Raw genomic sequence first — 19,032 nt, forward strand, 5'->3', positions numbered from 1 at the left:
CTCACCTCGTACGAAGGGACGCGGCACGGGGATCGGGGACGTGGTCGGCGAGCAGCAGGGTGTCCCCGACGGCGAGGGCGTCAAGGCGCAGCTCCACCGTCGCCGCCACGGCTTGCTCAGCGGTCCGCAGGATCGGGGTGCCTTTGCGGTTGAAGGATGTGTTCAGCAGCAGCGGCAGTCTGGTGAGGTCGCGGAACTGCTCAAGGAGGTCGCGCAGGCCCTGGTGGTTGGCGGCGACGGACTGGACGCGGGCGGTGCCGTCGTGGTGGGTGACGGCGGCGATGCGGGCGGCTCGGCACCGTCGGACGGTGGCGACACGGTTCATGAAGGGGTCGCCCGCCGACATGAACCATTCCGTGGCGTGCTCGGCGAGGACGGCCGGCGCGAACGGGCGGTACGCGGCTCGCTTCTTGATCGCGTTGAGTCGGTTCCTCGTTGCGGCGTGACCGGGGTGGGCGAGGATCGAGCGATGACCGAGGGCACGCGGCCCGAATTCGAGCTGTCCCCGCACCCAGCCGACGATGCGGTGCTCGGCGAGCAGCGCCGCCACTGTGGGTGCTAGACCAAGCCCGAGGTGGGACAAGGCGTGGTAGCCGGACGGCACCGTTGCCGTCGGCAGCGCGCCCGGATCGGGGCCCCAGGCCGCGTCGGTCGGCACCGGCAGGCGCTCCTGCCCGAGCTGGTAGTGCCAGCCGTAGAGCGCGGCACCCACGGCTGTGCCGGCGTCGTGCGGGGCCGGTGCGACGAAGAGGGTGTCAAAGCCGCTCTCAGCAGCCAGTCGGCCGTTGAGGTGGGAGTTCAGGGCGCATCCGCCTGAGAACACCAGCGCTGAGGACCTGGTGACTCGTTGCAGGTGACGGGCGATATGGACGACCGATTCGGCGAAGACCTCCTGGACGGCGGCGGCCAGGTCGGCACGCTTGTGTTCCGGTTGTTCCGCGACATTGTCGGCGGTCCAGGCCCGGCCATCGAGCAGCAGCGGTGTGCTGCTGTCCGCCGAACCCCACGGGTGATCGATGCGGATCTCGCCCTCGTCGCCGAGCCGGACCAGTTCGCGGATGTGCGCTCCGTAGCGCTGCGGATCGCCGAAGGCGGCGAGCGCCATCATGCTGCCCTCGGGTTCGTCGCCGGGCGGGATCACTCGCCGGGCGAGGTTCCGGTAGAAGTGCCCGAGGGAGGAGTGGACACGCCGGGGCCCGACCGCGCCCGGCACGACGGCCGGCATGCCCTGGTAAAGGCGGTCGATTCGATCGGGCCACAGGCCGTACCCCGTGATGCGCTCCCGGCCCGGGCCGAAGTCGGCGCCCAGGGAGGAACCGCCGGCGTCGATGACGAGGCCCGCGGCGTGCTCGTGCCCGGAGAGCAGGTAGCCGGAGAGCACGTGGGCCGTGTGGTGGGACAGGAGACGGAGGTGTTCGCCGAGCGGGGCGGGCAGGAGGGCGGCGAGTTCCTCCCGTTCCTCAGCCAGCCACCAGCCGGCCGCGGGGTTGGGGCGCATGGAGGCGGCCCAGACGGCGTCCACGTCCTCCGGTTCGATGCCGGCGGCCTCCAGGCACCACTGGAGCGCGCGGGTCGGGACGGTGAGCGTGCCCTTGCGGGTGGGGTGGTTGTGCTTGACGCCGCTCCAGCGCTCCTCTTCGGCCGCGTAGAGGCGGCCGTCGACGACTAACGCGGCGGCCGTGTCGTGGTGGAAGTTCAGTCCGAGGACTGCGGGCATGGTGGTGTACCTCCCGATCAGACGGTGAGGGCGGGGACGAGTGCGGCGCCGGAGTCGGTGTACTCGTGGCAGCGCAGGCAGAACCGGAAGTGGTGCTTCCGGGGCGCGAACACCTTGGCCGCGAAGTCCTCGTCCCAGATGCTGAACTCGCTGTCGTCCTTCGCCATGGCGTTGAAGCAGCGGTAGCAGGACCCGTCCATCTCGATCATCAGGTGCTGGTCGAGGTAGCGGTCGCAGAGGCCGCGCAGCGCGTTCGCGGGCTGGCCGACATCGACGTGGTGCACGTGGTTGGTGACGTGGATGGCGCCGTACTTCTCGCACAGCGTCCCGAGCTGCGTGAGCCGGGTGGAACTGATGCCCTCCAGGACGCTGTTGACGACCACGGTCTTGCCGGCTTCGCGGAGGCGGGGCACGACGGCGTGCACCTCGTCGTAGTTCCCGTGTTCGTCGTCGCAGCCGATGAGTATCTGGTCGTAGGAGCGGAGGGTCGCGTCCATGATCGGCTGGTTGCGGGCCAGGGTGATGGCGTTCGTGCCCAGGACCATGACCTTGTCCGGCAGCCGCGTGCGGGCGGCGTCGCTGAGCGCCGGGAAGTCCCGGTGCACGGTGGGTTCGCCGCCGTTGATGTGCAGCTGCTGGAAGGGGATGGTCTCCAGCCGGGTCAGGATGGTGGAGAACAGTTCCAGGGGCATGTTCTCGCCCTGGGCGCCGTCGGCGAAAATGCAGAAGTCGCAGTGCCGGTTGCACTTCGTGGTGATCTTGACCTTCGCCGTTTTCAGGGTGCGGGGTACCGGCGCACGCGGGGTCATTGCGAGACTCCTTGGGTCAGAGGTGGACGTCGTCGGGGGTGAAGCTGAGGAAGTCCTGGACGGTGGTCTTCTGCTGGTGCCAGCGCGTGAGGGCTGCGCGCAGGGTGTCGGCGGTGGTGGGTCCGGTGGGGATCAGCGCCGCCATTCGGGCGGCCAGCCGCTGGGCGGCAGTCGCCTCGTTTGCCGCGAGCACGGTCAGCGTTTGCGTGGCGGAGCGGAGTTCCTTCGCCTCCCGCCGGATCAAGTACTCGGTCGCCACACCGGGCGGCGGATCGAGGTAGTACAGCCAGCGGGCGACGCGTACACGGAGCATGCCGACCGTCATCACCCAGTCAGTACGAGCGTGCTCATGCCCCTGGCCGTCTGGGCGGTCCCCGTCAGGAACGCGGCGCATGGCCGCCTCCAGAGCTACATGGGCCGCGCGGAGCAGGTGGCGCGGACCCCGTGGGCGGGCATCGGAGCGGTTCTCTGAGTGCCGGAGGAATAGCTCGGCGTATCCGTCCAGTCCCTCAGGCCGCCACTGGGTGAGGGCCGCCGTCTTTCCGGGGCAGCGGGTACGGGTCGCGAGTGCGGCGGCAGCGAACCAGCACGGGGCGAGGTAGTGCCACGCCACGCAGTGGCGCCGGTACGCGCCGATGTCCTCGACCACGTTGTCCGTGCTGTCCGCGGCCAGCTGGTATCGGCCGCCCATCCGGGCCTGGAGGATTCCCCGGTAGAACCGCTCATCGACCTCGCACCAGGGCGCCATCTGGGCCCGGGACTTCCAGCGCTGGAAGTCCCGCGCGCTGCCGCTGATCAGTGACCAGGTCGCGAGTTCGGGCGCAGAGACGAGTCGCCCGTCCGTCTCGGTCGCGGTGAACGCGAAGCCGGGTGGGTGCTCCAGGAGACGTCGATGGGAGACCTCCCGGTCGACTGCGGCGGCGTGTGCAGCGGCCAGGCGATGGTTCCACTCTTCCCAGTCGGCGGGGGCCTGGGGAAGGAGGACGCGTACGTCGATGTCGGAGTGCGGAGCCAGCAGGTCGGCCGGCTGCCACTTGTGGGTGAGCATCACGGCCCCGACGCCGTGAGCGTCCAGCTCGCGTTCGTACAGAGCGCCGAGCTCCTGGTAGAGAGGCGGCGCGTCGACCACAACCATCACCGCTCCCCGGTGGAGGCGCGGGCGCAGGAGGGGCCGGCCGCTTCCGTGGGGAGGACGGGGAGCAGGGGCAGGACCGGGGTGCCTTCGGGGCGCTCCATCCGGTCCCAGCGTAGGTCGTAGTCGACGTAGTGGAAGCCCTGCCAGGCGTCGTTGGTGTTGCGGTCGAGCATGGCCTGGAAGAGGTGGGCGAAGGCGTCGCCGAGGGTGCCACCGGCGAGGTGGGGCTTCAGGGGGATGTCGCGGTTGTGCAGGATGCAGGGCCGCGCCACTCCGGTGGGCGTGATTTTGATCCGGTTGGCGTCGGAGCAGGTGGCGCAGCTGGAGTTGGAGATGAAGCCGATCGATCCTGCCCACCCGTCGGGACGGAGGTACTGACCGGGGCTGCGGACGCCCAGCTGGTCTCGGGGGACTTCGCCGGCATTCGCGAACCACTCGTGGAGACGGTCGCGGACCTCTGCCTCGGTGACGAACTCGGTGTCGAAGAGCGCCTGGGCGGGGCCGATGTTCTGGAGTTCGATCAGGCGGACGGCGACGGGCAGGTCACGGGCGAGTTCGGCCACGGCGAAGGCGTCGTCCAGGTAGGTGCGCTGAAGAACGCAGTTGATCTTCACTCGCAGGCCGAGGGAGAGGGCGGCGTCGAGGGTGCTCCGGGTGGTGCGCGGGTCGCCACCGCCCATGATCGCGGCGGACCGCGCCGGGTCGAGGCTGTGGAGGCTGAGATTGAGGTAGGTCAGGCCGGCGTCGTGGAGCTGTTCGACGCTCAGCCCCCGGCGCAGGTTGCCGTGGCTGGTCATGCCGATCGCGGCGTCGGGCCCGAGGCCGTCGGCGAGGCCCGCGATGACGTCGAGGATGTCGGCTCGGAGGGTCGGCTCACCGCCGGAGCAGTGCGCCTTCCTGATCTTCCAGGCCCTGGCCTCGGTGGCGATGGCCGCGTAGTCGGAGGCGGTCAGGGGCCGGTCCTTGTGCCCGTAGTCCGGCATGCACCGGGGCTTGCAGAACACGCAGTCCAGGTTGCAGAGCGAGTTCAGGGTGAAGGCCAGGTAGGGGTGGTTGCGGCCTGCGGCGGCGAAGGTGGCAGCCAGGTCGTCGTGGTCTGCGGTGGGCATTGGTCAGCCTCCTACGAGCGGAGAGCGGATGGCGGGCGCCTCGGCCAGGCCGTTGAGGGGCTGGCCCGAGAGATAGCGGTGGAGGTTGTCGGCGAAGAACGCCACCGCCTCGTCCATGTACGCGCGGCAGAACACCGAGCTTTTCGGGGTGAGTACGACCCGGGGGTGGAGCCGTAGCGGATGGCGGGCGGGCAGCGGTTTCGGATCGAACACGTCCAGGGCCGCGCCGCGCAGGTGACCGGTGTCGAGGGAGGCCAGGAGGGCCGACTGGTCGACGGTTGCCGCGCGGCCGAGGTTGAGGAAGAGAGAGCGGGGCTTGCACGCCAAGAAGAGGTTGTGGTCGAAGTAGCGGTCCGTCGCCGGGGTCGCGGGCAGCAGATTGACCACTACGTCGGCGACGGACACCGCCTGGTCCACCGCCGTCGTGTGCACCCACGTGATCCCGCCCTTGGGAGCCGCAGGTGGTGTCCGGCGCACTCCGATGACGTTCATGCCGAAGGTCCGAGCGGCCTGGGCGAGGTGGCGTCCGACGCTGCCGCAGCCGACGATGGTCATCGTCGCCCCCGCCAGGTCGAAGAACTCCTCGGCCAGGTCGTCCTTCCACCAGGCACGGTTCCGCTGGACGCGCTGGCTGGTGAACAGCCCGCGGGAGAAGCCCAGGACCAGGCCCATGGCGTGCTCGGCCATGGGCCTGCCGTGGAAGCCGTACGAGCGGGTCAGGGCCACCCCGACGGAGTGCGCCTCGGCGACGGGCAGATGGTCGGTGCCGGCGGCCGGGGAAGCGATCCACTTCAGATGTGGCGCGGCGAACAGCCACGAGGGCGCGAATCGCCACCCGAAGTAGACGTGTGCGTCGGCCAGCTGGTGCGGCACGGCCTCCTCGGTCGCCCTGCGGAACTCGACGCCGGGGAAGGCGGCGGACAGCGCACGCTCGTGCTCGGAGGACAGCCGCCAGAAGGAGTGCGGGGACTCCAGGCTGATCAGCACCACCGGCTGGTTCATCGCGCGCGGCCCTCCACGGTGGCTGACCGCGCCAGCGCCCAAGGGGCGATGCGGTCCATGACGGAACCGACGCTGGCCTCGTAGTCGTGGCGGGAGCGCACCAGGGTCGCCCCGGCGCTCCGGAGTCGATCGCGTTCTCGGGGCAGGACGGTCAGGGCCCGGTGCAGGGCGGATGCCAGGGATCTGGGGTCGTGCGGTGCGGCCGTGAAGCCGGTCTCGCCGTCGATGACGGTCTGAGCCAGGCCGCCGGCCGTGGTCGCGACCACCGGGCCCGCACCGGCTGCGAACGCCTCCAGGGGTATCCGGCCGAAGGGCTCCTCTCGAGAGGGAACGATGACCGCGCGCAGGGCCGGGCTGTGCAACCAGGCACGGATCGCGGGGGTGAAGCGAGTGATCAGAGTCGCGTCCAGATCGTGCGCGCGGATGTGTGCCGCCAGGTCCTGCTGGTACGAGGAGGGGTGCTTGTGTTCCTCCGAGGTCACGGCAGCCAGCAGCAGGTGAGGAACGGGGACACCGCGTTCCTTCAGCAGGCGCAACGCCTCCAGGAGATCTTCGAAGCCTTTCGTCGGGACTGCGCGGCCCATGGCGAGAAGGAATCCGGCGCGGGCCTTGAAAGGCAGCGGCAGAGCCGTGGTCGGCCTGACCATCTCCTCACGGATCAGTCCGTTCGGGATGCTCACGATGCTCGACCGAGGGACGGCGTAGTTGACGACGAGGTGGCCTCGCATGTGGGAGGAGATAGCCCCGACGCGCGCACCTCGGAGTGTCGCCGCCCGCAGGGCGTCCCGCTCCCAGCGGACGCGGGAGACGTCCTTGGGCCGCGTCAGCGCGGTCGTGGAGCGGGGCACGAGCAGCAGGTCCGTGGTCGGCGACGTGTAGGGCGCGAGCCCGAGGAACGGGATGTCGAGGCCGACGAGGAGGCACCGGCCCGCCCGCGCGGCGATGCGTATGGCCGCCTCGCCCGCCAGGTCGCACAGCTGAACCGAGCCGCGGACCGAGTCCGGCGGCGCGTTGACCTTCGGGATCGTGATGACCTCGGCCGCGGCCTGCCGCAGCATCTGCCGCACCTCGCCGGCCCACCGCTGATCATGCGCTCCCGCGCTCTCGGGCACGTGCGGGGTGATCACCGAGAGGCGGCCTGTCGGCAGGAGCCGGGCCAGTGCCGTGAGGAAGGCGCGGTTGCTGAAGCCGGTGCCAGACTCCGCGCCGTAGAAGCCCTCGTGGAGAGCGACGACGACCCTGGGCTGACGAGCGGCCTCCGGCACAGCCGTGCGTGAGGGTGGGGAAGTCGCGTGGTCGATGCGCACTGTGCGGTGCCTCCTTGGAGGACGGGTTTCTGCAGGCGTGGACATCAGGCGCCGGCGGACGAGGAGCACGGCCTGTGGGTGAGTCGGCACCAGGCACGGGAGCCGCTGGTGCCAGTCGTCAGCGACCAGGCATCGGCCAAGGCATCGACGATGACCAGTCCCCGTCCTGATTCGGCCTGCTCGTCGGGAGCGGTAGGAGAAGCGGGTGCCGGGCGGGAACAGCCGCCGTCGGTGACGGTGATCTCGATCTCCAGGCCGCCGCTGACCAGACTCCTGCGGTCGACGCACAGAACCAACGGAGGACTGCCCGAGACGAAGGCGTTCGTCGCGAGCTCCGACCCGATCAGGCGGGCGTCAGCAAGTACGTCCGTCTCAGTGCCACGCAGCGCCAGCGTCACGGCGCCCCGGGCGACCTCGGCCGCTTCCGGTCCGTACGGCAGATCCGTGATCAGGGTGGTCGTGCCGTCGCCAGCGACGAGCCCGCGTCCGGGGGCGGAGGTTGGTCGTCCGGCGTCACGGTCCAGCACATCGCCCGGTCGGCCTGGGGAGGTGCTCGTGTGCTGTATCAAGGCCCACCTCTTTCTCCGTCGGCTCGGAAGACGGGCGCCTCCGCCGGGATCCAAGAACACAGGAGGGGGACGGTCAGGCAGGACCCGATCAGTGGGTCAACTCGGTCAACTTCCATGCGGCGGTGGTGAATCGTCTGTCCAGGGGCATCACCATGGGGCCCGCGAAGTGATGGACGAACCACGGGAGCGAAGGGTGGTCGCACGTGGCACCGCAGACAGGCGAGCCCAACGTCGTACTGGCGGGGTGCCTCGACGAACTCGGGTGGAGCCCGAAGGCGCTCGCTCGCAAGCTCAACCGGGTCTTCGGCGCGGGGACGGTGGCGGAGTCGGCGCCGTACCACTGGCGGGACGCCGGCTCCCTGCCGCGCTCGCCGTTGCCGATGATGGCCGCCTACGTGCTCTCCCAGGAGCTGGGTAGGAATGTCTCGGTGGCCGAACTGTGGCAGGGCCGTGTGGGCGACTCGTCAGCGCTGGTTCCCGCGGACACGGATCTCGCGCGGCCTTGGACCGCGCAGGGCATGGAGGCGATCGTGGAGGACTGGGTGATGGGAGGGCTTGTCGACCGTCGCCGGTTCCTCGCGATCTCGGGCGCGGGACTCCTCGCGATCGTCGCCCAGTACCTCGACGGCACCGCGGGACGCGGCCAGTACACGCCTCGAATGACGTCGTCGCTCGGCACCGATCCGCTCGTGGACCAGGTCGAGCAGCATCTCCCCATGCTCCAGTTGCTCGATGACGAGCACGGAGGGGCACGTCATCTGCCCTACGTCGGAGCCCAGTTCCGGGCTGTCGGGCTGCTGATTCGCGAAGGCGGCCACCCTCCGGCTGTCGCGAGCCGTCTGATCCGCGCGCTCGCGGAGATCGGCCAGCTGGCCGGCTGGATGGCCTTCGACGCGGCCGACCACGGACTGGCGCAGCGCTACTTCGTCACGGCGCTTCGAGCCGCCCATCAGGTCAATGATCTTCCCCTGTGTGCCCACATCCTGGGCGACCTGTCCTTCCAGGCGGCGAGTCGAGGACACCCCGCGGACGCCATCGCCCTCGGTGAGGCCGCCCGCCGTGCGAGCGACGCCGCCCCGCTGGCCGTCCGGGCGTCCGTCCTGTCCCGGCTCGCCTACGCGTACGCCGCCGCCGGCCGTGACAACGACTTCGCCCACACTCGTGGCGCTGCCCGTGAACTGATCGCAAGCCGGGACGGCCGCCAAGAAGAGCCCCGCTGGATGTACTTCCTCACCGACAACCACCTGGACTGCCAGGCTGGTTACGGCCTCATCCAGATGGGTCGTGCACAGCAGAAGGCGGAGAGCGGAAAGAAGAGCCGTCGCTTCCTCGCCCAGGGGACCGAGATGCTCAGGTCCGGGGCGTACGACGTGCCGCGCGGCGACCCAAGCCAGCGCCGAGCCATGTTCGAGGGAGCCTGGCTGGCCCTGGGACACAGCGCGCACGGGGACCTGGAGGCAGCCTGCGAGATCGGCCAGATCGCCGCCGACCGCCTCGATGTCGTCCGCTCGCCTCGCAGCGCGGCGCTGCTCCACCAACTTGCCGCCGACCTCCGTCGCCGACAGCGCAACCCTCACGTGCGCGGCTTCCTGCCAGCCCTGGAGAACGCCCTCGCCCAACACGCCCCATCGACGCAACCCGGCCGTTAGGGTCAGGTGCATGACCGCAGGGGAGCGCGTTGTCGTTGTCGGGGCTGGGGTGGCTGGACTCACCACGGCCGTCGTTCTCGCCGAGGCCGGGGCTTCGGTGCACGTGATCGCCGAGCAGGTGCCGGGGGTCACGTCGCTGGCGGCCGGGGCGATGTGGGGGCCTTACTTGGTCGAACCGAAGGACAAGGTCGACCAGTGGGGACAACGGTCCCTGGAGATCTTCCGGGAGCTGGCCCAGGACCCGGCGACGGGCGTCCGGCTCACCAGTGGCATCGAGGCATCCCGCACGGCCGAAGCCGCGCCAGACTGGGCCACCACTTTGCCGGGTTTCCGGCCGTGCGAGCGGGCCGAACTACCGGCCGGGTTCACGGCGGGCTACCAGTTCACCGTGCCACTGATCGACATGCCCACCTACCTCGACTACCTCCTGCGCCGACTCCGCGATGCCGGCGGTGTGGTCGAGCAGCGACGGCTGACTTCGCTCTCGGACACCGGCCCGGCTTCGGCGATCGTCAACTGCACGGGCCTCGGGGCACGCGACCTGGTTCCGGACCCTGACCTCCGTCCCATCCGCGGCCAGCACGTCGTCGTCACCAACCCAGGGCTGACCGAGTTCTTCTCCGAGGACACCGGCCTCTCGCCCGATCTGCTGTGCTTCTATCCTCACGGCGACACCGTCGTCCTGGGCGGCACGGCGATCGACGGCGAGGGCGATCTGGCCCCCGACGACAAGGCGGCTGCCGGCATCCTCGCCCGCTGTGCCGAGGTCGAGCCCCGCCTCGCCGAGGCCCGTGTCCTGGAGCACCGGATCGGCGCTCGACCGACCCGCGCCACGGTCCGTGTGGAGAGCGACCGGTGGGAGTACGGCACCGTGGTCGTGCACAACTACGGGCACGGGGGTGCCGGCGTCACGCTGTCGTGGGGGTGCGCCGAGGAGGCTCGGGCGTTGCTCTCCGTCAAGTGATCTGCACGTGGAGGAACAGACGTTGCGACGTCCGCAGCGCGGGATCGCTTAGGGAGTCCCGGCACGCTTGTAGCCGACCCACAACCGGCCGCCGGTCTGCCCGAGCACCTCGTCCACGACGGCCACGAGGGTCTCTACTGTCTCGTCCAGTGCCTCCTGTAGGCCGTGGTGGAGACGTGTGCTGAGCCCTGGCGCGGTCGTCTCAAGACGGCGTGCCAGCCACTTCCCACCGCCGCCCCACGAACCGCCAACGGCCAGTGCCAGTTCACCGGTGCGTCGGACCAGTTCGGTCGCGATGAACAGACGCTCGTTCTGGTCGTTGCTTCCCGCGAGGTCGTCGAGGAGGTCGGTGATCGCGTAGGGGCGGTCGTCGATCTCTTCCGCCGACACCGGTGGTGGTCCGGCGGCGGTCAGCTTCCGGGACTGTGCGGCGAGGTGGGCTCCGAGTCCATCGGTGTCGAAGAGCAGCAGTCCGTCGGCACACATCCACAGCAGCGGTGACCGGCGCTTGCGCAGCTCCCGTTCGACGTAGGCGTGCCAGGTCGCCTCGGTGTGCACGAACATCTCCACTGGCCAGCCGGCGTACTGGAGGCTCGCCCGGTAGGGGGCTGGGGCTCCGTGGAGCAGGACCACGATGTCGAGGTCCGACGTGGCCGTTCGGCGGCCCGTCACGACGCTGCCGCCCAGGAACGCGGTGCGCGCTTCGGGGTGGTGTTCATCTACGACGGCGCGTGCGGCCTCGATCGCATCCATGCGGCAACTATCAGCACTGGCCCCACCGCGCGCACGCCGTTTTCCGCGGCTGGACCGCGAGGTCTCGCGCTCTGCGTCTTTAGTTCGCCGGGGGCAGACAGCAAAGATCCACGAATGACTGGTCAGCGCCGCGAGGGCATGTGAACCTGGACGACCTTCTCGTAAAAACACCAGGTCAGAGAGGTGATTGCCTGTGACTGCGGCACCCCAGGGTCCCGGATTCTCCACCAGCGTCGAGGCCCTGCGGTTGCGTGAGTGGCTGCTCGGGCCGGGCCAGGCCACGCTCGTGATGGATCAGTTCTCCGCCGATGACTTCCACCTGGTCGTCGACGACCGCGCGGACGTGCGCGTCAACTCGAAGGATGGATCCTTCTATCTCGGATGGTTTCCGTCCGGCCGTCCTGGTACCGGCGGCGAGGGGTGGAAGATCGCCGTCACCGGTACGGCCAAGGTGCGCGGCTACCAGATCTCCTTCGACACCGAGACGCCGGCCGATGTCGTCGCTGCCGCAGTCGCGTGCGTGCTGGAGACCTCCCAGCGCGTGTGACACCAAGAGGCTCGACGAGTCGGCGTCCCTGGGGGAACTTGTCGTCTGCCTGGTGAGGGCGAGACGGGGTAGCCCGGCATCTGCCACCCGAGGCCGCCGCGAAGCCGGCCCGGCACCTCTATCCAGTTCTACGCAACGCTGGCGGCATCAAGCCCCCCAGCCCCAGCCCCTTGGAGGCGCACCTGCATCCCGATTTCCCGGTCGATCCACCCGCTCCGGCCTGCGTCCCGTCCGCGTACTGGGTCGGTCCCCGGCATCTGGCCGGTGACGACGGACGCCTGTACGACGCCGTCGCTGACACGCTCGCCGGCCTGGGCTGGACGAGCCTGACGATTGTCCGCGGGCGCCAGGAGCCTGATGAGGCGCCGGAGGACCGTCAGGTCCTGCGCAGCACCGTCCTGCACATCAGCCCCGACTCCCTGCGGTGGGCGCAGTGGGTCCTGCCGGACGAGCCGTTCCACCTGGGGAACCTGCCGATCGCCTGGCAAGTGTCCGCCCGTACGGACCTGCGCAGTCCGCTCGCCCAGTGGTCGGCCTACTTCACCCCAGAGGTCCCGGGGGAGATCCTCGCCGGCTTCCTGGCCGCGCTCGACGCCCGCTATCAGCCCGCCCTGCCGTGCGGTGGCCCCGAGCTGGTCCTCGACGCGGTAACGGCGCACGGATGGCTGCGTGACGTCGACCAGCACGGCACGGGCGCGGTGGATCCGAATTTCGCCTCCCACATCCGCCTCGGCGAGGTGCCGCCCCTCATCCAGGATGGCGACCCACTGGCGCTGGTGGCTGAGGCGGACGAGGCGGCCCTGGCCGGGTGGCAGGCGTGGGCCGAGCCGGTGCTCGGCGCGGGCTACCTGTGGGCGGCTTCCTTCAGCGCCAGCGTGCCGCACGACCTCGTCGCCGCTTTCGCCGACTCCCTCAGCTCCAGCGCACCGGTCCTGCGCCGGGTGCTGCCGGAGAGTACACGCGATCGGCTCCTGTGTGCTCCGGCCGGCTGAGGGCCCGTCCAACGCATGGAAGCCGGGCCTCCCCTCGGGGAGGCCCGGCTTCGTGTACCCGCCGAGTGGGCCGCCGTGGGTGTGCGGCCGGTCAGCTTCCTTCGTACAGGGCGCGGAATTCGAGGGTGTCTTCCGCGGTGACGATCTCGGCCAGGCGTTCGAACTCCGCGTAGTCCTCGTCGGTCATGATGGCGACGGCGTCGCTGACCACGGATCCCTTGGGGAGCTTGGCGAAGTACTTCATGAGCAGGTCGACGAAGGCGTCCTTCATTTCGTCGAGTTCACGCTGCCATTCGTCTTCGAGCTGTATCTGCGCAATCGCGGCGGCCTTTTCCTCCGGGGTGAAGGTGACCAGCAGGTCGCGCTCGGCGCGGGTGAACGGGCGTCCGTCGCGGTGGTAGGGGCGCGTCCGGTCGGGGTGGCTGAGGTCCAACGTGGTGAGGAAGAGGACGACTTCGGGCCGAACGGAGGAGTGCATGGGTGGTTCCTTGTGTGGTGTCGTGAGATCGGTTTGTGCCGGCGAGTGGTTCGGGGATGAGCTGGCAGGTGGTGCTCGGGGCATGACGTGCGGGTGCCTTGGTCAAGGAGGTGTGGGCTGCGAGAACCAGGGGCTCGCGGAAGGGCGGTTGCTGAGCGTGCGCCGGCGGCGGGGATGCCGCGCGCTTGACTGCGGTGGGGACGAGGGTGCCAAGGGCATGTTGGGGGGGCTTCTGGGCACCAATGGTCCGGAGGATCGCCGGTTTGGCCAACCGCCATTCGTCGGCTATGTTTCGGCCGTTTTTCGCTGGTCAGCGCCGTCGGCTGGGGTCGTTCACGGCGCTGGTGGCCGGTTGCGTGACGGGCGCGAGGGGTGCGGTGCGCCGAGTGCCCATCGTGGCCGTTCCGTCGGGGCTTGCGGGTAGGGCCAGCAGGTGGGCAGTGCGGCGCAGGCGCCACACCAGGACGTCGCTGATGGAGTCGGCGGTGTCGAGCTCACGTCGTCGGGCGGCGTCGGCCAGCAGAACGGCCGGGTCGTGGCCGGCCTTCCGGACGTCGTCGAGGGTGGCGGCCAAGGCGGCCCAGCCGGCCTCGGCGCGGATCCGCTCGGCCAGCTCCGGCAGCACTTGCTGGAGCAGGGCGGCGTGTCGTTGCCGAACACGCGGCGCCAGACGCTGGCCTCGCCGCCGCAGGACGGCCATCGGTTGGGCTGCTGCGGTTTCGTAGGCGGCGCGCAGGTGTTCAGCTGCCTGCTGGGCTGCGGCGGCCTGCTGTGCGTGCTCCTTCTTCGAGTGCCAGTTCGCTGCGGCGATGGCGAGGAAGAAGGCCATGTCGATGAGCATGGCGGTGGTGGCGCCGTCTTCACCGCGGCCGAGGGCTGGTCCGCTGTGGACGAGGTCGCGGGCGGCCTGGCGCAGGGCGCGGTCGTGCCCGCGTACAGCCCTCACGTGGGAGCGGCTGGCCCGCTCGAACACGAAGGCCGCCTCGCGCAGCTCCTTGCGGGTGTGGGCGGCGGAGGTCTTGGCCAGCGCGTCCAGGATCTCCCCCGCCGCAGCGATCTGCGCCGCTGCCGTGCCGTCGTCACCCTGGTCGATGATCAGCAGCGCCTGCCAGGTGGCGGCGGTGGCCCGGCGCCGCGCGAACGCGGGACCTGTCACGTCCGGCAGGGCGGGCTGTTCCGGCCCAGAGCCGTCCGCTGAGGCGTCGGCCTGTGCAGGAGGAGCCCAGCGTTCGCGGATGCGGGGCAGGGACAGGTCGGGTGCGAGCGTGGAGCCCGCGTAGTACACCGGCTCCTTCTCGCTGTTGCGGTCGTCGGGCAGGGCGACCTTGTAGCCGAGCAGGTCACCTGAGGGCGCGACGCGTTTGCGGATCAGCAGACCGGCGGCGGCCAGCCGGTCGAAGAACTCATCCTCGCTCGTCGCGCCGGCCACCGCACGCCGTACGGTCTCCCGCAGCTCCTCGCGCGCCGGGCGCTCCCTGCCCTGCCGTTCGGCCTTGTGCCGCTCGGCGCTGGTGGTCCGCTTGGCGGCGGTGCCGTCGCCGGGTGCGACCTGGTGCAGGCTGAGTTCCTTTTCGATCAGGCGGCACTCGGCCTGGGCGCGTTTGCCGGAGCGGTGGTGGTTGGGGCGGCGACCGTCCTCGCGGACGAGGGTGGCGATGATGTGGATGTGGTCGTCGGCATGGCGGACGGCTGCCCAGCGGCAGCCGGCGCCATCGCCGGGGTCGATGCCGGTGGCGGCGACCATGCGGCGGGCGATGTCGCCCCACTGCTCGTCGGACAGGATCGGATCGTCAGGTGCGGCGCGCACCGAGCAGTGCCAGACGTGCTTGTCGGGACGCTGGCCCGCGTCGAGCAGGGACAGGGGCTGGTCGAGGAGGTGCTGGAGATCCTTCTTCGTGACCGAGGGGTCGCGGCCGGGGTCGGGGGCCATGCCGTCGAAGGAAGCGACCAGGTGCGGGTCGATGTGCTCCTCGTGGGTGCCCTTGCCGTACAGGTAGTGCAGGAGCCCGAGGGTGTTGCTGCCCTGCTGGTGGATGCGGGGGATCAAGCCGCCTCGCCCTCCTGCCCGTTGGCGACCCTGTCGGCTGCCCGCTGGACCGTCTGTGCTGCACGCTGCAGGTCGGCGAGAACGGCGGCGAAGTGCGGTGCGTCGGCACCCGAGTTGAGGGCCTTGGCGATCTGGTTGACGTTGCTGCCCGCCCAGCCGAGCTGACGGCGCACCCCGAACAGCGCAGTCAGGATGTCCCGCTCGGTGGCGATGGCCGCTGCGGTGCGGGACTGGTCGCGGGCAGCGGCCAGCGCGGAGTGGGCCAGGAACCCGGCCACGCTCATGCCGACGTGGTCGGCGCCGGACTGGATGACGGCGAGTTCCAGCTCGTTGAGGCGGACGCTGTGCGCGGGGCGCTGCTTCTTGTCACGCGGACGCGACTTCCCCTTTTTGGCCTTGCCCTTGCAGCTGGCCTTGCCTGGCTGCAGTCCGCCCTCGGTCGCAGCCTTCCCGTCTGGTGCCCCCTGGTGCCGGACGGGCCCCGCCACCTCCGGGGCGGGGTCGGGTTCGGGCGCTCCCCCTGCGGGGGAGTGTCCGGACCTCCAACTTGCTGTGCTCGGGGCGGGGGTGGTCGGCAGGGATTCCTCATGGGGCATGGGGTCTTCGTGGTGCGGGGTGTGCATGGGGCCTTTCGGTCGGGGTCTGGTTGAGAATTCTGGTGCTGGCGGGCTCAGCGGGGTGGATCGCCGGCTGCGGTTTTGAGCTGGGTTTTGAACTCGCGGACGACTCGTCCGACGCCGTCGCTGGAGACGGTGTAGCCGGCGGCACGCAGAGCGTCCTCGACCCGGTCGCGTCCGACGCTGCCGGTCTCCTCGTAGATGCGGCGAGCGTGCTTGAGGATGACCTCGTCGGAGGCACGGGATCTGCCCGCGTCGCGTTGCTTCCGGGCAGCCGCCTTCCGCTCGCGCCTGCCCGACACGCTGCCCGAGCTGCTGCCCTTGGGCGCCGGGCTTTCTTCGGCTTCTGCCCGTGCGGGCAGCCCGGGCCCCGAGTGGGAGGGCTGCGGGCGGGCAGCCGGAGGCACCTCGTCATCACCCGGGTCTGATGGGTGTGGGCGGGCAGCGTCCTCTGCCCGCGGCTGCGGTTCCCGGCGTGCAGAGCGCGGGCGGCTGTGCCCGGATTCAGGGGCGGGAGACGAGGCCGGGATATGCCAGCGCGGAGGCAGCGTGATGGAGGCGAGGCTGATCGCCTGCTTGCGGGTGGCGAGCTTGCGCAGCAGCAGCTCGTCCTGGAGCGGATCGCCGTCGACGCCGGCCCGCTCCAGGGCCACGTGCAGGCGTTCCGTCAGGCGTCGTTGCCGCCGCTTGCCGCGCTGTCGGTCGGTCATCGACTCGGCACGCAGGATGAGGGCGACGGCTTCGCTCAGCGCGCGGTCGCGGATGAGGCGGGCGGCGTCGGCGTCCTGGTCGGCGATGCCGAGCCGGGCCAGGAGGCGTTCGCGTGCCTGGCGGACGAGGACGGCGGCCAGGCTGCGTGAGGCGGCGTCGGGGGTGCGGTGGCGCAGTTCGATGCCCATGGCCAGGTGCCACAGCATCGCGGCCATGACGGGGCCGACGAAGGCTCGCACGGTGCCGCCGACCAGCCCGGACTCGGCGTAGGCGGGCAGAACCTGGACGGCGGTGATGACCCAGGTGAGGGTGCCGGGCAGGCCGGGGGCCTGCTTCGGGCCGTTGAGGTTCTGCCGGGCCATCAGGGCGGTGGCGAACAGGGCCAGCTCGGCGGCGGCGAACATCGCGACGCGCTCGGCGGTGCCGCCCATGTCGAGGTAGTCGGCGGCGAACCGCCAGTTGGTGTCCGCGCTGTAGGCGGTACAGCCGAGCGCGGCCACGGCCGCGACCGGCACCGCGGCGGTCCCACGCCAGCGGTTGGTGTGATGCGGCCGGCGGCGCTGCTGGCGGATCAGCCACCCGGCGAGCAGGCCGAGCAGTACGGGCGGGATGAGGAGCGCCATGGTCATCACCGGGGAGGTGGCCCAGTCAGGGAGGAGCGGCGTGCCGCTCATCCGTATGGCGAGGGGGACGGGGCTGAGAGGAGGCAGGAGGGGGCTCCAAGGCGTCGAGGATTGAGGGCGAAGGGCGATTCGACGGAGCGCTGAGCAACCGCCTACGCGAGTGGCTGGCGCGGGCAGGGCTGGTGTGAGCGCAGGTGATGCGGCGGGGCCGGTCAGGAGGGCGGGCGCTGAGGCGGCCAGTCAGGTGCCGGGCGCTGTGCGGCGTCGTCGGTCGGGGCCGTCGAGGATGACGCGCTCCGTCATCTCGGCGAGGCGGGAGGCGACGCGGTCACCGAGGGTGACGCGCAGCTGCTCCATCGGAAGGTTGGTGGTGATGAGGGTTGGGAGCATGTGCTCGTACCGGTGGTTGATGAGCCGGTAGGTCAGCTCCTCGGTCCATTCGCTGGTCTTGGCCGCGCCGAGGTCGTCCAGGAACAGCAGCGGGCAGCGCGCCAGGGTCTGCAGGTCACGTTCGGCGTCGTGGCCGGCGCGGGGGCGCAAGCGCGCGTGGAAGTCGGCGGTGGTGGTCGCTTCCCAGCGCAGACGGACCCCTCGGGCGAGCAGGGTGCGGATGGCGCCGTACGCCTGGTACGTCTTGCCCGTGCCCGTGGGGCCGGCGATCAGCAGTGACGGGCCCTCAGCGATGCCCGGCCCGCCGGGGCCGGGGCGTCCGGCGCGGGCGATCTCGTCGGCCCAGGCGGTGAACTTCGGGTGGTCGGCCAGGGCTCGGCGGTAGCGGGCGGGGATCCTGGCGTCGGCGAGTTCCAGCGCGGTGACGGGCTCGGCTTGCCCTTCCTCGACGGCGGCGGTGGCGAGGTCGATGCCGCGACTGGCAAGGATGCCGTTGAGCCGGTCGGCGAGCGGGCCGACCCGGTGGGGCTCGCGGGTGAGGGTGGCGGTCAGAGGTCACCTCCGTAGGCGGCTTCGACGTCGGCGGGGTTTGTCCACGCCCTGTGGACAACCGGCGCGGCGGGAGCCGCGTTCATGGCCTCGTGCACGAGGCTCGGCAGAGTGCTGGGATGCAGGCCCTTGGCGCGGTGCCGTTCCAGGCCGGCCCGGATGTGGGCGGGGGCGATGCCCTCGCCGAGCAGCTTGCGCACCTCGCGAGCGAGATGGCCAAGGACGTCCTTGGGCGGACGGTGTGTGCAAGCGGCGGCGTACTCGGCGATGAGCTCGCTGGCCGAGACGGCGTGGGGTGCGGGGGCGCTCGCGCCCCCCGAAGGGGTATTTCCTAGATCCATGATCCTAGGTCCTAGATCCGGACGCTGAGGCGTCACCGCTCCCTCACCGAGCTCTCCCCGCTGTCTCACGGAGGGCTCACTGAAATCGCCCTGACCTGCTATTTCGTCATCGGTGACCGGATTCACCGCAGGCTCGCGTATTCGCCCGGAGCCCTCACGGAGGGCTCCGTGAGGCTGCGGTGCGGGCTCCGTGACGCTCACTTCCGCAGTCGGCGCCTCGACGCCGGGCGCGGTGCGAGCCTGCGTGTCGTGGTGCGGGCAGGCGGGAAGGCGGCTAGCGCTGGGGCGATTGATCTTCTGATGCTGCCGCCAGGTGACGATGTGCAGGTAGCGCTTGTCGCCCGGGCCCTTGTAGCGGCATATCAGCCCGGCGTCGGCGAGCTGGGCGAGGTCCTGCTCGACAGCGCCAGGCGTGTGTTCCGGGCGCAGTACCCACAGCTGCCCGGCGATGATCGCGGCGTGGTCGCGGTGCCGGCCCTGGTCGTCAGCCTGGGTGAGCAGGCCGAAGAAGGTGCGCTCGGCGGTCAGGGAGACGGCGGCCAGGGACTCGGAGACGAAGGCTTCCGGCTTGATGGTGCGGATTCGTGCCAAGAGGTGGCGGTCCTCACTCGGTGGCCGGTGGGCTGGGTGCCCACGGTTCACCGTCGGTCGGGGGGCGGGTCGGGCGTGAAGGGACGTGGAATGTCTGGCCGTTGACGCGGGAGCGTTGATGGCCGCTCGCGC

At 70.6% G+C, this 19,032-nt stretch carries 18 protein-coding genes; 4 read left to right on the forward strand and 14 right to left on the reverse strand.

The window, feature by feature from the left end:
* Position 1 precedes the first annotated feature (1 nt).
* Genes AB0C59_RS08960 through AB0C59_RS08990 form a run of 7 tightly spaced genes read right to left on the reverse strand, consistent with a single transcriptional unit; the run spans position 2 to position 7,648 of the window.
* Positions 2 to 1,717 carry a carbamoyltransferase C-terminal domain-containing protein gene (locus AB0C59_RS08960; RefSeq protein WP_363002128.1) on the reverse strand — a complete coding sequence of 572 codons (1,716 nt, stop codon included), beginning with the start codon at positions 1,715 to 1,717 and terminating at the stop codon, positions 2 to 4.
* A 17-nt stretch (positions 1,718 to 1,734) separates the two neighbouring features.
* Positions 1,735 to 2,526, reverse strand: coding sequence for a radical SAM protein (locus tag AB0C59_RS08965; RefSeq protein WP_363002130.1), 792 nt, complete (start codon positions 2,524 to 2,526; stop codon positions 1,735 to 1,737).
* Between the two features lie 16 nt (positions 2,527 to 2,542).
* Entirely contained in the window at positions 2,543 to 3,661 is a 1,119-nt protein-coding gene (locus AB0C59_RS08970) for a hypothetical protein (RefSeq protein ID WP_363002132.1), read from the reverse strand.
* On the reverse strand, positions 3,661 to 4,770 hold the full coding sequence (locus tag AB0C59_RS08975; protein ID WP_363002134.1) for a GTP 3',8-cyclase MoaA: 1,110 nt from the start codon (positions 4,768 to 4,770) through the stop codon (positions 3,661 to 3,663). The genes AB0C59_RS08970 and AB0C59_RS08975 overlap by 1 nt, the downstream gene beginning before the upstream one ends.
* 3 nt (positions 4,771 to 4,773) lie before the next feature.
* Entirely contained in the window at positions 4,774 to 5,772 is a 999-nt protein-coding gene (locus AB0C59_RS08980) for a D-2-hydroxyacid dehydrogenase (RefSeq protein WP_363002136.1), read from the reverse strand.
* A complete protein-coding gene (locus tag AB0C59_RS08985) occupies positions 5,769 to 7,079 on the reverse strand; it encodes a glycosyltransferase family 4 protein (protein WP_363002138.1) in 1,311 nt (436 codons plus the stop codon). The genes AB0C59_RS08980 and AB0C59_RS08985 overlap by 4 nt, the downstream gene beginning before the upstream one ends.
* A gap of 44 nt (positions 7,080 to 7,123) precedes the next feature.
* Positions 7,124 to 7,648 (reverse strand): ATP-binding protein, encoded by a 525-nt coding sequence (locus AB0C59_RS08990; RefSeq protein WP_363002140.1) that lies wholly within the window; start codon positions 7,646 to 7,648, stop codon positions 7,124 to 7,126.
* A 203-nt stretch (positions 7,649 to 7,851) separates the two neighbouring features.
* Here AB0C59_RS08990 and AB0C59_RS08995 point away from each other — a divergent pair, with 203 nt between their 5' ends.
* Together AB0C59_RS08995 and AB0C59_RS09000 are read left to right on the forward strand one after the other, a co-directional pair.
* Positions 7,852 to 9,297, forward strand: coding sequence for a carph-isopro domain-containing protein (locus AB0C59_RS08995; protein WP_127432674.1), 1,446 nt, complete (start codon positions 7,852 to 7,854; stop codon positions 9,295 to 9,297).
* A gap of 10 nt (positions 9,298 to 9,307) precedes the next feature.
* Positions 9,308 to 10,261 carry an FAD-dependent oxidoreductase gene (locus AB0C59_RS09000; RefSeq protein WP_363002142.1) on the forward strand — a complete coding sequence of 318 codons (954 nt, stop codon included), beginning with the start codon at positions 9,308 to 9,310 and terminating at the stop codon, positions 10,259 to 10,261.
* Positions 10,262 to 10,309: 48 nt separating this feature from the next.
* On the opposite strand, the gene AB0C59_RS09005 is transcribed toward AB0C59_RS09000, so the two are convergent.
* Positions 10,310 to 11,014 carry a nucleotidyltransferase domain-containing protein gene (locus tag AB0C59_RS09005; protein WP_363002144.1) on the reverse strand — a complete coding sequence of 235 codons (705 nt, stop codon included), beginning with the start codon at positions 11,012 to 11,014 and terminating at the stop codon, positions 10,310 to 10,312.
* A gap of 193 nt (positions 11,015 to 11,207) precedes the next feature.
* On the opposite strand from AB0C59_RS09005, the gene AB0C59_RS09010 reads away from it, so the two are divergent.
* Complete coding sequence (locus tag AB0C59_RS09010) at positions 11,208 to 11,561, forward strand: DUF317 domain-containing protein (protein ID WP_363002146.1); 354 nt, start codon at positions 11,208 to 11,210, stop codon at positions 11,559 to 11,561.
* A 170-nt stretch (positions 11,562 to 11,731) separates the two neighbouring features.
* Entirely contained in the window at positions 11,732 to 12,553 is an 822-nt protein-coding gene (locus tag AB0C59_RS09015; protein WP_363002148.1) for a DUF317 domain-containing protein, read from the forward strand.
* A 91-nt stretch (positions 12,554 to 12,644) separates the two neighbouring features.
* On the opposite strand, the gene AB0C59_RS09020 is transcribed toward AB0C59_RS09015, so the two are convergent.
* The 6 genes from AB0C59_RS09020 to AB0C59_RS09045 all read right to left on the reverse strand — a co-directional run bounded on the left by AB0C59_RS09020 (position 12,645) and on the right by AB0C59_RS09045 (position 18,900).
* Positions 12,645 to 13,031: a hypothetical protein gene (locus tag AB0C59_RS09020; protein ID WP_363002150.1), complete on the reverse strand. Its 387-nt coding sequence runs from the start codon at positions 13,029 to 13,031 to the stop codon at positions 12,645 to 12,647.
* A gap of 310 nt (positions 13,032 to 13,341) precedes the next feature.
* Positions 13,342 to 15,078: a relaxase/mobilization nuclease domain-containing protein gene (locus AB0C59_RS09025; RefSeq protein ID WP_363002152.1), complete on the reverse strand. Its 1,737-nt coding sequence runs from the start codon at positions 15,076 to 15,078 to the stop codon at positions 13,342 to 13,344.
* The gene (gene mobC, locus AB0C59_RS09030; protein ID WP_363002404.1) at positions 15,075 to 15,566 is read right to left on the reverse strand and encodes a plasmid mobilization relaxosome protein MobC; all 492 of its coding nucleotides are present in this window, start codon (positions 15,564 to 15,566) and stop codon (positions 15,075 to 15,077) included. The genes AB0C59_RS09025 and mobC overlap by 4 nt, the downstream gene beginning before the upstream one ends.
* 182 nt (positions 15,567 to 15,748) lie before the next feature.
* On the reverse strand, positions 15,749 to 17,080 hold the full coding sequence (locus tag AB0C59_RS09035) for a hypothetical protein (protein WP_363002154.1): 1,332 nt from the start codon (positions 17,078 to 17,080) through the stop codon (positions 15,749 to 15,751).
* Positions 17,081 to 17,269: 189 nt separating this feature from the next.
* Complete coding sequence (locus tag AB0C59_RS09040; protein ID WP_363002406.1) at positions 17,270 to 17,971, reverse strand: ATP-binding protein; 702 nt, start codon at positions 17,969 to 17,971, stop codon at positions 17,270 to 17,272.
* Positions 17,968 to 18,900 (reverse strand): hypothetical protein, encoded by a 933-nt coding sequence (locus AB0C59_RS09045; protein WP_363002156.1) that lies wholly within the window; start codon positions 18,898 to 18,900, stop codon positions 17,968 to 17,970. The genes AB0C59_RS09040 and AB0C59_RS09045 overlap by 4 nt, the downstream gene beginning before the upstream one ends.
* Positions 18,901 to 19,032: the final 132 nt, after the last annotated feature.

The organism is Streptomyces sp. NPDC048664 (genome assembly GCF_040650555.1).
In the GTDB taxonomy this organism is placed as follows: domain Bacteria; phylum Actinomycetota; class Actinomycetes; order Streptomycetales; family Streptomycetaceae; genus Streptomyces.

Coding starts and splice junctions, on each gene's coding strand:
- AB0C59_RS09020 (WP_363002150.1), bottom strand. CDS start 13,031: ATGCACTCCTCCGTTCGGCCCGAAGTCGTCCTCTTCCTCACCACGTTG.
- AB0C59_RS09000 (WP_363002142.1), top strand. CDS start 9,308: ATGACCGCAGGGGAGCGCGTTGTCGTTGTCGGGGCTGGGGTGGCTGGA.
- AB0C59_RS08970 (WP_363002132.1), bottom strand. CDS start 3,661: ATGGTTGTGGTCGACGCGCCGCCTCTCTACCAGGAGCTCGGCGCTCTG.
- AB0C59_RS09035 (WP_363002154.1), bottom strand. CDS start 17,080: ATGAGCGGCACGCCGCTCCTCCCTGACTGGGCCACCTCCCCGGTGATG.
- AB0C59_RS08980 (WP_363002136.1), bottom strand. CDS start 5,772: ATGAACCAGCCGGTGGTGCTGATCAGCCTGGAGTCCCCGCACTCCTTC.
- AB0C59_RS08975 (WP_363002134.1), bottom strand. CDS start 4,770: ATGCCCACCGCAGACCACGACGACCTGGCTGCCACCTTCGCCGCCGCA.
- AB0C59_RS08960 (WP_363002128.1), bottom strand. CDS start 1,717: ATGCCCGCAGTCCTCGGACTGAACTTCCACCACGACACGGCCGCCGCG.
- AB0C59_RS09005 (WP_363002144.1), bottom strand. CDS start 11,014: ATGGATGCGATCGAGGCCGCACGCGCCGTCGTAGATGAACACCACCCC.
- AB0C59_RS08965 (WP_363002130.1), bottom strand. CDS start 2,526: ATGACCCCGCGTGCGCCGGTACCCCGCACCCTGAAAACGGCGAAGGTC.